Raw genomic sequence first — 11,556 nt, 5'->3', positions numbered from 1 at the left:
CGAAGACGCGGAGTACAACAATGAGCGATGGCGACACCACCGACGGCACGGTGCACAGCCACCGCGACGGCCCCCTGCTGCGCCTGACCCTGGATCGTCCTGCCCGGCGTAATGCACTCAGCCCCACCATGATCGACGATCTGGTCGGCGCGCTCACCGCTGCCGCCACCGACGACACCCTGCGCGTCATCCACATCCAGGGCGCGGGCAACGATTTCTGCTCCGGGGTGGACTGGGTCGCCACCAACAGCGGCGCCAACCGGGCACGGACCGGCGACCTCGTCCGCCGCATACCGCATACCGCGCACCGGGTCATCGAACTCCTCCACACCATTCAGCTGCCCGTGGTGTGCACCGTCCGCGGCTGGGCGGCCGGTATGGGATGCAACCTCGCGCTCGCCGCCGACTTCACCATCGCCGCCGCCGATGCCGTGTTCTGGGAGCCCTTCCTGGCCCGCGGATTCAGCCCGGACACCGGATCCACCTGGCTTCTGCCCCGCCTCGTCGGCCTCACCCGAGCCAAACGATTACTGCTGCTCGGCGAGAAGGTCGAGGCCACCGACGCGGCCGACTGGGGCCTGATCCATCAGGTCACCGACCCCGCCGAACTCGAACAGCACACCGACGCACTACTCACCCGTCTCGGCGCGGCGGCGACCATCGCGTTCGGACTCACCAAACAGGCCATCCATCACAACCAGCACACCGCCCTGCCCGAAGCACTGAACCACGAACTCTTCGCCCTCGAACTCGCCTGCCGCACCAAAGATTTCAAGGAGGGCCTGGCCGCCTTCCAGCAGCGTCGCCCGCCGGATTTCCAGGGTCGATAGCAGCCGAACGCGAGTCGGCTGATCGAGGCCCGGCGAGAAACGATCGCGCCGGGGCCTTCGTGAGCTGACTCGCTACGGTGCCTCGGGTTCTGGGACATGGAAGTGTTCGTCCCGCAGCCGGAATGCTTCGGTGGTCCCGTGCTCCGCGCGTGTCTTGACGAAGTTGAATTCGCCAGGGGCGAATTGCAGATTGGTCCCGAATGCGTGGAAGAGATAGCTCGCCACTTCCTCGCCTTGATAGGCCTGGCTCTGTTCGACGAGCCGGAACGCCTCCTTGGCTATGACGACGCCATCGGCAGGCATCTTCGCCGCCTTCTCGGCCCAGTACCGCGCCCGAGCGGTCACCGCTGCGGCATCGCACGTTTCGGTGAAGACGCCGAGATGTTCGATGCCGCCCGCCTCGATGATGTCGCCGGTCAACAGCAGGCGGCGCGCGAGCACCGGACCGAGCCGGTGGAAGAACATATGCAGGCTGCCGAGCGCGGGCCCGAGGAAACGAGTCGCGGGCATACCGATTTTCGTATCCCGCGCGATCACCGAGATATCGGTCATCAGCGCCATTTCGAAACCGCCACCGAGGGCGTAGCCACTGATCTCGCCCACCGTGACCTTCGGAAAGCCGAGGAAATTGTGATAGAAGTCGAACGATTTGCGATCCACGGTCAGCCGCCGTCGCTGGCTGGGCCGACTCTTGGTCGGCCGCTTGCCGTTTCCGGCGCTCTCGCCGTACCAGCCGTAGGCGTTGTTCATATCGGCACCGGTGCTGAACACACCGTCCGCCCCGCGCAGCAGCACGACGGTGATGTCGTCATCCGCGGCGACCTGGTCCAGATATCGGGCCAGACCATCGCGCATGGCCGCATCGTAGGAATTGCGCCGACCCGGATTGTTCAGGGTGACAATGGCGATCCGCTTGTCGGGTTCCACGTGGTAGACCACGCGGCCGTCAGCGGCACTCGAACTGGTCATCGATGCGTCCCTTCCTTCTCTTTCGGGGATCGCTTTCCGTATCGCGCCCCGGTCAGCCGCTCGGGCGGCAAGGCCACCGTCTGGATGACTGCCGTGCACAGCACCTGGTCATCCAGAATCAGCCGCGCTATCGATTCGATGCCGGTCTCCCCCACCGACCGGACGATCTCGAATCGCAGCTCGACGAGGATCGGCGTCGGACGGCGATAGGTGACATTCAGCGAGCGGGTCTTGCCGGTCAGGCCGACCACGCAACTCTGATGCTGGACGACGGCGTCGAAGAAGACCGCGAGGAAGCCGCCGTGCACGAGCCCGGGCGGCCCCTCGTGCACCAGCGGAAAGGTGACCCGCCCCGCGGCCGCATCCATGCCGAGATGGTCGAATCGGTATTCCGGAAAACAGGGATTGAATGCGCCGATATCCGACGCGTGGTCCAGATAGACCCGCTGCGAAGCACTTTGAGTGGCACCGACCCGCGGCGCCGGATCCGGCGGGACCGCCAGGCGCAGTTCACGCTCCCACTCGGCGAATCGCCCGAGCATGGCGTCGACGGTCGGATGGGGATGTTCCAACGACAGCAGTAACCCGCCGAGCCTGCGGATGGCAGCGGCAGCGGCCATGGTCTGCGGCAGCGGTTGCTCACCGAAACGAATCGCCGATCCGGTCGCGGCCGTGGCGCCGTCCGGGGGTGATTGCCCGTGCTCGGCCATCGGACCTCATTTCGTCGTCGATACGTATCCGCAAACTTTGCAGAAGCCTAACGGTACTGTCTACTGTATATATATCAGTAGCGTGCGTCAGCAGTTGTGCCCGGGAAGGAAATCCATGCCGTTCGACACCATCGGATACGACGTCGACGGGCATACGGCCACCGTCACACTGAACCGGCCGGACGCCCTCAATGCGCTCAGCCCGCACATGATCACCGAGTTGCGGGCCGCATACGACGAGGCGGAGAACGACGACAAGGTCTGGTCGATCATCGTCACCGGCACCGGGCGGGCCTTCTGCACCGGCGCGGATGTGAAGGCCATTCCCGGTGACGGCAAGGTGATCAACGAACGGCCGTATCTGTCCACCTATGAGCAGTGGGAGGCACCGCAAGAGGGCACACCGCCGTTTCGCGCCATGACCAAACCGATTCTGGCCGCGATCAACGGATTGTGTTGCGGCGCAGGACTCGACTGGGTCACCACCGGAGATATCGTTATCGCCTCGGAGCGCGCGAGCTTCTTCGACCCGCACGTCAGCATCGGTTTGGTCGCGGGCCGCGAGGTGGTGCGGCTGGCCAGGGTGCTGCCGCGTTCGGTCGCGCTGCGCATGGCGCTGATGGGTAAGCACGAACGGATGAGCGCGCAGCGTGCCTATGAGTTGGGCATGATCACCGAGGTCGTCGCGCACGACCGGCTGCTCGAGCGCGCACACGAGATTGCCGACATCGTCAATTCCAATGCGCCGCTTGCGGTTCGGGGAACTCGACTGGCCATCGTCAAGGGATTGGACGTGCCGCTGCACGAAGCGGAGATGCTCGCCGAATCGTTCCGCGAGCGCGTCACCCGCACCGAGGACGCGCTCGAGGGGCCCAAGGCCTTCATCGAGAAGCGGACCCCGGATTGGCAGTGCCGATGAGTACCGGACCGGTCGATATCGCCTCGATGAGTACCGGGTTCGAGACCATCGTGCTGGAGTCCGATCCCATCGACCGGGTCGCCACCCTTACCCTGAACCGGCCGGAACGCCTGAACGCCTTCGACCGGACCATGTGCGAGGAAGTCGAAAGCGCCTGGCGCCTGATCAAACTCGATGATTCGGTCAACGCCGTCGTCGTGCGCGCGGCGGGTACCCGAGCGTTCAGCGCCGGATTGGATGTCAAGACGCCGTACGGACAGCCCGCCAGCGTCTGGCATCACGACGACCCCGGTGAAGCACTCAGCCCGAAATGGCAGAAGATGTGGAAGCCGGTCGTGTGCGCCGTGCACGGCATGTGCACCGCGGGCGCGTTCTATTTCGTCAACGAGGCCGACATCGTGATCTGTTCGACCGAGGCCACCTTTTTCGACTCACATGTTTCGGCGGGCCTGGTCTCCGCATTGGAGCCCGTCGGGCTCATGCGACGCGTCGGCCTCGGCGACACCTTGCGGATGGCGCTGATGGGCAACGACGAACGGGTCGGCGCGGAAACCGCGTTGCGCATCGGACTCGTGACGGAAGTGGTCGAGCGCGACCGACTCTGGGCCCGCGCGCACGAGATCGCGGCCACCGTCGCCGCCAAACCACCCGCGGCCACGCAGGGCACGGTCAAAGCGATCTGGGAATCACTCGACAAGCCCTATCGAGCGGCGCTGGACCACGGACTCATCTACACGCGCCTCGGCAATCCGATCGGTACCGCCCAACTGGCCGACGAGCGTAACGGCACTGCGCCACAGCGTGTTCCGACTGAACCGAGGATCCGGTGATGAACGATTATCCGAGCGAGGGCCATCCTCTGATTCGACGCATCGCGGATGTGCTCGACCTGCGGCCGGACGCGCCCGCGATCGAATACGACGATCGGTGGTTCTCCTGGCGACTGCTCGGCGATATGGCACGTCGTATCTGCTCCTACACGTCCACGCCCGGCGCGATGCCACGGCAGGTCGGCATTCTGCTGCGCAATCGGCCCGAGCATGTTGCCGCGTTTCTCGGCGTCCTGCTCGGTGGCGGCAGCGTCGTGGTGATCAATCCGGCACGCGGTGACGACCGGATCCGAGCCGATATCGCGGCGCTGCGGCTACCACTGGTGATCGGCCGTGCCAGCGATCTCGCGGCGCTGGTCACGCCCGAATCGGGCACCGCGACGGTATCGATCTCGGAATTGGATGTGGAGCCGCATTCGACCGGGCATCCCCACGATTTCGGTGCTGCCGAGCCGGGGGTGGCGGTGCGCATGCTGACCAGCGGGACTACCGGGCCGCCGAAGCGCGTCGATATCACCTACGACATGCTGGCGCGCAGCGTGCTCGGATCCGACCCGGCTGGTTCGACGCCACCCAGCGAACCACGACGCGGTGTCGCGATCGTCAATGCGCCGCTGGTCCACATCGGCGGCATATTCCGAATACTGCAGTGCGTCACCGAGGCCCGGCCGTTCGTGCTGTTGCCACGGTTCGAACTCAGCAGCTGGGCCAAGGCGGTACGTGCGCATCGTCCGGCCGCGGTATCGCTGGTGCCCGCCGCATTGCGCACGGTGCTGAATTCGGATCTGGGCAGCGACGATCTCGCGGGTATCCGTGTCGTCACCTCGGGCACGGCGCCGCTGTCGGCCGCCGACGCCGACGCCTTCTACGAGAAGTTCGGCATTCCCGTCCTGACGTCCTATGCCGCAACCGAATTCGGTGGCGGCGTCGCGGGCTGGACGCTGTCGGATCACCAGCGGTACTGGAATGCCAAGCGCGGCAGCGTCGGTCGCGCGAGCGGCGGCGCCAGGCTGCGAGTCGTCGACGAGGACGGCACGGTCCTCGGGGCCGACCGGCCCGGCCTGCTCGAGGTCATCCCCGGACAGCTGGGACCATCCGCGGCCTGGATCCGCACCACCGATATCGCTCGCATCGATGCGGACGGATTTCTGTGGATCCTGGGGCGGGCCGATCAGGCGATCATCCGGGGCGGCTTCAAGATCATGCCCGACGATGTGCGCAGCGCCCTGGAAAGCCATCCCGCCGTGCAGGGGGCGGCGGTGGTGGCCCGGCCTGACCAGCGTCTCGGGGAGACGCCGGTGGCATTGGTGGAATTGCGCGATGACACGACCGCCGGAACCGACGAATTGGTGCAGTTCCTCCGAACACGCTTGGCGGCCTATGAGATTCCCACCGAGATCGCCATTGTCGAGGCCATTCCGCGAACACCGTCCGGTAAGGCGGATCTGAGCGCGGTGCGGCATCACTTCAGCGAACCCGCGGCCGCCGTGCGAGGCGACAATGGTTACTGACTCCCCCACGGTGGCACAGTTTCTGCACCGGCACGCCCGTACCAGGCCCGATCATCCGCTGTTCATCTGCGACGAGGAGCGCATCACTTACGGCGAAGCGCAGCGCCGCTCGGCCCGGCTCGCCCGGGGACTGATCGCACTCGGGGCCGGTAAGGGCACTCATATCGGTTTGCTGTATCCCAACAGCGCCGACTTCGTCGTCGGCGCACTCGCGGCCGCGCGGATCGGTGCGGTGATCGTCCCGTTCTCGACTTTCGCCACCGCCGGCGAGATACGCGAGCAGTTGGTCGACGGTGATATCCGAATCCTGCTGACCGCAGCGAGTTTTCGCTCCCACGATTACGTCCAGCGGCTGACCGAGGTGCTCACCGGCTCGAAGTTCGGCTCCGGGGGCAGGTTGTTCTGCCGTACGGTCCCTCAGCTGCGCCACGTCGCGATCAGTTACGGCACCGATCCGCGCCGCGTCCGCAGTATCGAGGGCCTCGACCATTTCGCCGAGTCGGTCGACGACGCACTGCTCACCGCGATGGAGCGGGATGTCGACAGCTCGGACCCGCTGGCCATCATCTACACCTCCGGTTCCACCAGCGCACCCAAGGGAGTCGTGCACACCCATGGCGCACTCCTCGACCACCAGAAGAACTTGAACAAGATCCGCCGACTCACCGAAACAGACATCCTGTTCTGCAACTCGCCGTTCTTCTGGATCGGCGGATTCGCCTTCGGGCTGCTGGCGACCCTGGTCGCCGGATCGACCCTGGTGTGCTCGAATGCCACCGACGCCGGTGCGACCCTCGATCTGCTGGAGGCCGAGAAGCCGACGATGACAAATGGTTTCGCGGCGGCCATCGCCCATCTCGCCCGGCATCCCAGCTATGCCGATCGCGATCTGTCCAGCATGCGCCGAGGCAATTTGTACTCGATCATGGCCGAGGAGGTGCGTCCCCGCGATCCCGAGCTGCGCCACAATATGCTCGGCCTGACCGAAGCGGGCAGTGTCGTACTGCTCAGCGGCGACGAATCCGATCAGCCGGAGCAGCGCCGTGGCTCATTCGGCAAGCCCGCCCCCGGATTCGACATCAAGATCGTCGACCTGGACACCGGCGCCGAGGTCGAGACCGGTGAGGTCGGCGAGCTGTGCATCCGCGGGCCCTATGTCATGCAGGGGTACTACAAGCGCAGCCGGGAGGAGAGTTTCGACGCCGACGGCTGGTTCCACACCGGTGACCTGGTGCGCGTCGACGGCGACGGCTTCGTCTACTTCATCGGCAGACACGCTTCGATGATCAAGACCGCAGGCGCGAACGTCTCCCCGGCCGAGGTGGAGAAAGCGATCACCGAGGCCACCGGAGCAGCGGCGCACGTGATCGGACTGCCCGATCCCGATCACGGTCAGGTGGTCGCGGCGGTCGTCGTCACGACGAACGGCACCGGCCTGGACGACGGTGAGCTCCGGGAACGGCTGAAGACCGAACTCTCGGCATACAAGATTCCCAAGCGGTTCCTATCGCTGCGCCTTGCCGATGTACCGCTGCTGTCCAGCGGCAAGGTCGATCTCCAACGACTCCGAAAGATGTTCGATGCCTGAGGATGTCGCGGCGACCGCATGCACCGTCGACGCATTGATACGTCTGCGCGCCGACCACAACGGAGCCGACTCGGCGATCATCGATCCGACCGCACACCTGACCTACGCCGAACTCGACACGACGACACACCAGCTGGCCGCAGCATTCGTCGAAGCCGGTGTCGGCAAGGGCACCCGGGTGGGATTGATCATGCCCAATAGCGTCCACTGGGTGCAGTTCGCGGTCGCACTCACACGTATCGGCGCGGTGCTGGTTCCGCTCAGCACCTTGCTCGAGACCCCGGAGCTGGTCGCGCAATTACGTGTCGCCGCAGTGGAATTCGTGATCACGGTCGAGGAGTTCCGCGGGCACCGCTATGTCGAGGGTCTTCGATCCGAGTTGGGGCTCCGCGATTTCGACGACGCGCCGATCCAAGACCCGGCTCTGCCCGCACTACGGCGCGTGTGGACGGACGAACAGGTGGATGGGCTGCGGGTCACCGCAACGGCCACCGAGGTCGCCGCCGCTCTGGCGCGCACCGTCGCCGCCGCCGACCCGCTGACGATCATGTTCACCTCCGGAAGCCGGAGTCTCCCCAAGGGCGTAATCCATTCACACGGCAACGCCTTCGGCGCCGTGCGCTCCGGACTCGCCGACCGATGCATCGACGGCGGCACCAGGCTGTACCTGCCGATGCCCTTCTTCTGGGTGGGCGGTTTCGGCGGTGGTGTCCTGTCCGCGCTGCTGGCGGGCGCCACCCTGGTCACCGAGGCGATTCCGCGACCGGAGACCACAGTGCGACTGCTGGAACGCGAACGGGTCACCCTCTTTCGCGGCTGGCCCGATCAGGCCGAAATGCTTGCGCGCCAGGCGGATACGATCGGCGCCGACCTCTCGGCGCTGCGACCGGGCAGCCTCGAGGCATTTCTACCGCCCGAGCAGCGCTCACGACCCGGTGCGCGTGCCAACTTGTTCGGCATGACCGAATCCTTCGGCCCCTACTGCGGTTACCGCGCCGACACCGATATGCCCGACACCGCGGCGGGCAGCTGCGGACGACCGTTTGCCGGTATGGAGGTGCGCATCGTCGATCCGACGGACGGCAGTCCGGCACCCACGGGCGCGGTCGGTGAGATTCAACTCCGCGGACCGCACACGCTGCGCGGCATATGCCGCCGCGGTCGCGAAGACCTGCTGACCGACGACGGGTTCTATCCCACCGGCGATCTCGGCCATCTCGACGAAGACGGATTCCTGTTCTATCACGGCCGCTCCGACGACATGTTCAAGGTCAGCGGCGCCACCGTCTACCCCAGTGAAGTGGAGCAGGCCCTGCGCGGTATCGGCGGCGTCGAGAACGCTTTCGTCACCAATGTCGTTCAAGGGCAGAGTCATCGGGTAGCCGCAGCCGTGGTGGGTGATATCGCCATCGATCGGCTCCGCACCGACGCGCGGCAACGGCTCAGTGCGTTCAAAGTGCCGACGATCTGGTTGCTGCTGGAGTCCGATGAGCGCATCCCGCGTGGATCGACCGGCAAGGTCGATATCACGGCATTGCGCGACCTGCTGTCGCGCCAAGGCAGTAACTGAATACGGTGAACGGCAAGGTGAGGGAAAACATGACAGCGATGCAAGCGATCAGTGGGCTCCTCGACCACATCGGATTCCGCCGAAACGGCGGCGCGGACGACTCACCTGTCTGGGAGCTGCCGGTCGCTCCGCACGTGGTCAACACCTCGGGCGGACTGCAGGGCGGCCTCATCGCGACACTGGCCGATATCGCGGCGGGCACGGCGGCATTGGCGATGCGGCCGAACGGCGGTGGCGTGGTCACCTCGGATCTGAGTGTGCGCTATTTCCGCCCCATCACCGACGGCGCGGCGCGCGCCGTGACCAAGATCGTGCACGCGGGGAAACGGTCCATCGTCGTCCAAGTCGAGGTGCGGGGCATGCCGGGCAACGAACTGGCCGCGCTCGCGACCGTCAACTTCGCCACAGTCGATTTCAACACCGGGGCGGCAGACTTCGATACCGGTGCCGTCGAGCCGTAGCCGAGCACGGCCGAAGTCCTCGACGGCGCAGGTGTCGAGCGCGCGGCGGGACGTCGTCTGTTTCAACATCAGGAAACCGTCGTGGCCTGCGGCCGGTAGAAGATCGCGAGTTGCCCGATACCGGATACCGCTCCGAGACCGGCCGCGATCGCGAAACCCACCCAGCCATAGGGTTGATCGGCGTCGAAAATCAGCCGATCAATGCTGATCCGCCCGGCGCCGAGTATCGCTACGGCTATCGCCGCCACCGCGAGCACCATGTTGTACTCCCAGCCGTTGCCCACGATGAAGAACCCATTGGTCCGATGAACGGTCCACGCCGCCACCAGCATGAGCGCGACGAATCCGGCTGCGGCGACGGGGGTGAGCAGGCCGACCGCGAGTGCGATGCCGAAGCCGACCTCGCACCCCGCCGCCAGGCGCGCGTGCAATGCGCCCGGTTTCATCCCGATGCTGTCGAACCAGGCGGCAGTGCCGGCGAGCCGTCCACCCGAGAAGATCTTGCCGTATCCGTGTGCGGCCATGGTCAGACCGAGGCACGCTCGCAGTAGCAACAGGCCGACGTCATAAGCATTCATCGCAGCAACCAATACATCGAGAACGAAGGTCTGGCACCCGGCCCGCGCTGTCCGGGCGCTACCGTATTCCATACCGCTGGCATTACAGTAATGTTATACACGCAAGCCGAGCGGTCAACAGGAGGCCATGTCATGACGAGTACGTCGACCGGCGTCGAGCCGGTAACGGCGGAGGATTTCCGTGAAATCCTGGCCCAGACCAGGAAGTTCGTCCGGACCGTTGTCGTCGAGCGGGAGCGCGAGATCGCCGAGGAGAACCGGATGCCCGACGAGATCGTCGAACAGGCCAAGGCGATGGGGCTTTTCGGCTACGCCATTCCCCAGCAATGGGGTGGGCTCGGTCTCGATCTCGCACAGGACGTCGAGTTGGCGATGGAGTTCGGCTACACCACGCTCGCGTTGCGGTCGATGTTCGGCACAAATAACGGGATCGCGGGACAGGTACTGGTCGGATTCGGCACCGAGGAACAGAAGTCGCGATGGCTCGAACCCATCGCCTCCGGCGAGGTGGTGGCCTCGTTCGCCCTCACCGAATCCGGGGCGGGTTCCAACCCGGCATCGTTGCGGAGTACGGCGGCCCGCTCCGGAACCGACTGGATCATCAACGGCGAGAAGCGATTCATCACCAATGCTCCCGTGGCGGATCTGTTCATCACCTTCGCCCGCACCCGCCCGGCCGACGAGCACGGTGCGGGTATCGCGGTATTCCTCGTGCCCGCCGACTCCCTCGGCGTCGAGGTAGGGCCCAAGGACCGCAAGATGGGGCAGGAAGGCGCGTGGACGGCGGAGGTGCGATTCCAGGATGTGCGCGTAGGTCCCGAGGCACTGGTCGGCGGCAGCGAGGATATCGGCTACCGCGCGGCGATGACCTCGTTGGCCCGCGGCCGCATCCATATCGCCGCACTCGCGGTCGGCGCCGCGCAACGCGCCCTCGACGAATCCGTGGCCTATGCCGCGACGGCCACTCAGGGCGGCACTGCGATAGGGCAGTTCCAGCTGGTGCAGTCCATGCTCGCCGATATGCAGACCGGGGTCATGGCGGGCCGGGCGCTGGTCCGCGACGCAGCGCGCAGCTGGGTCGCGGGCGAGGACCGGCGCATTGCGCCCTCGGTCGCGAAGCTGTACTGCACCGAAATGGCGGGCAAGGTCGCCGATTTGGCGGTGCAGGTGCACGGCGGCACCGGCTATATGCGTGATGTGGCGGTCGAACGCATCTACCGCGACGTCCGGCTGCTGCGACTGTATGAAGGCACCAGCGAAATCCAGCGTCTGATCATCGGCGGCGGACTCGTCAAGAACGCCCAGCGCGGGCAGTAATGCGTCGACAGCGCGACCGGTGCGGAAACACCCCGCTCAGGCCAGTACATCGTCCAGGCTGCTTGCCGTGGGCACCCGCGCGGACCACACCTCGAGCTGCTCCAACCCAGTATCACGGACAGCCTGCTCCACCGAAGCAGGCAGCCGACCAAACCTCAGCGCCAACTGCTCGATCAACATCGCCGCCCGCCCGCGTGCTTCACCACGCGCTTCACCTTCTGCACGCAACCTGTCAGCGGTAGTCACGATGACCTCCTTAGCTTGGGCGCGCGA

At 65.8% G+C, this 11,556-nt stretch carries 11 protein-coding genes and 1 pseudogene; 8 read left to right on the top strand and 4 right to left on the bottom strand.

Annotated elements, in window-relative coordinates; genetic code table 11:
• Positions 1-20: 20 nt before the first annotated feature.
• Complete coding sequence (locus tag ON44_RS34605; RefSeq protein WP_040698523.1) at positions 21-830, top strand: enoyl-CoA hydratase/isomerase family protein; 810 nt, start codon at positions 21-23, stop codon at positions 828-830.
• A gap of 72 nt (positions 831-902) precedes the next feature.
• On the opposite strand, the gene ON44_RS34600 is transcribed toward ON44_RS34605, so the two are convergent.
• A complete protein-coding gene (locus ON44_RS34600) occupies positions 903-1,799 on the bottom strand; it encodes an enoyl-CoA hydratase/isomerase family protein (RefSeq protein ID WP_040698520.1) in 897 nt (298 codons plus the stop codon).
• Positions 1,796-2,509: a hotdog family protein gene (locus ON44_RS34595; protein ID WP_040698519.1), complete on the bottom strand. Its 714-nt coding sequence runs from the start codon at positions 2,507-2,509 to the stop codon at positions 1,796-1,798. Before ON44_RS34595 ends, ON44_RS34600 begins: the two co-directional genes overlap by 4 nt.
• Positions 2,510-2,624: 115 nt before the next feature.
• Here ON44_RS34595 and ON44_RS34590 point away from each other — a divergent pair, with 115 nt between their 5' ends.
• From ON44_RS34590 to ON44_RS34565, 6 genes are read left to right on the top strand one after another with little or no spacing between them, the layout of a single operon-like run.
• Entirely contained in the window at positions 2,625-3,428 is an 804-nt protein-coding gene (locus ON44_RS34590; RefSeq protein ID WP_040698518.1) for an enoyl-CoA hydratase/isomerase family protein, read from the top strand.
• A gap of 26 nt (positions 3,429-3,454) precedes the next feature.
• On the top strand, positions 3,455-4,258 hold the full coding sequence (locus ON44_RS34585) for an enoyl-CoA hydratase/isomerase family protein (RefSeq protein ID WP_040698529.1): 804 nt from the start codon (positions 3,455-3,457) through the stop codon (positions 4,256-4,258).
• Entirely contained in the window at positions 4,258-5,769 is a 1,512-nt protein-coding gene (locus ON44_RS34580) for a class I adenylate-forming enzyme family protein (RefSeq protein WP_040698516.1), read from the top strand. Before ON44_RS34585 ends, ON44_RS34580 begins: the two co-directional genes overlap by 1 nt.
• Positions 5,759-7,357, top strand: a complete 1,599-nt coding sequence (locus ON44_RS34575; protein ID WP_040698513.1) for a class I adenylate-forming enzyme family protein — start codon at positions 5,759-5,761, stop codon at positions 7,355-7,357. The genes ON44_RS34580 and ON44_RS34575 overlap by 11 nt, the downstream gene beginning before the upstream one ends.
• A complete protein-coding gene (locus ON44_RS34570; protein WP_040698510.1) occupies positions 7,350-8,927 on the top strand; it encodes a class I adenylate-forming enzyme family protein in 1,578 nt (525 codons plus the stop codon). The genes ON44_RS34575 and ON44_RS34570 overlap by 8 nt, the downstream gene beginning before the upstream one ends.
• 29 nt (positions 8,928-8,956) lie before the next feature.
• Positions 8,957-9,388, top strand: coding sequence for a PaaI family thioesterase (locus tag ON44_RS34565; protein WP_051182752.1), 432 nt, complete (start codon positions 8,957-8,959; stop codon positions 9,386-9,388).
• Between the two features lie 68 nt (positions 9,389-9,456).
• Here ON44_RS34565 and ON44_RS34560 read toward each other — a convergent pair whose 3' ends face one another.
• Positions 9,457-9,966 carry a DoxX family protein gene (locus tag ON44_RS34560; protein WP_040698508.1) on the bottom strand — a complete coding sequence of 170 codons (510 nt, stop codon included), beginning with the start codon at positions 9,964-9,966 and terminating at the stop codon, positions 9,457-9,459.
• 132 nt (positions 9,967-10,098) lie between these two features.
• On the opposite strand from ON44_RS34560, the gene ON44_RS34555 reads away from it, so the two are divergent.
• Positions 10,099-11,283: an acyl-CoA dehydrogenase family protein gene (locus tag ON44_RS34555; protein ID WP_051182751.1), complete on the top strand. Its 1,185-nt coding sequence runs from the start codon at positions 10,099-10,101 to the stop codon at positions 11,281-11,283.
• Between the two features lie 36 nt (positions 11,284-11,319).
• Here the strand turns inward: ON44_RS34555 and ON44_RS34550 are convergent.
• A pseudogene (locus ON44_RS34550) lies at positions 11,320-11,556 on the bottom strand (Rpn family recombination-promoting nuclease/putative transposase); the annotation flags it as partial.

Source organism: Nocardia vinacea NBRC 16497 (genome assembly GCF_000308835.1).
Classification (GTDB): domain Bacteria; phylum Actinomycetota; class Actinomycetes; order Mycobacteriales; family Mycobacteriaceae; genus Nocardia; species Nocardia vinacea.
The sequence above is the reverse complement of the archived record's forward strand: the minus strand, read 5'-3'. Positions and strand labels throughout refer to the sequence as shown.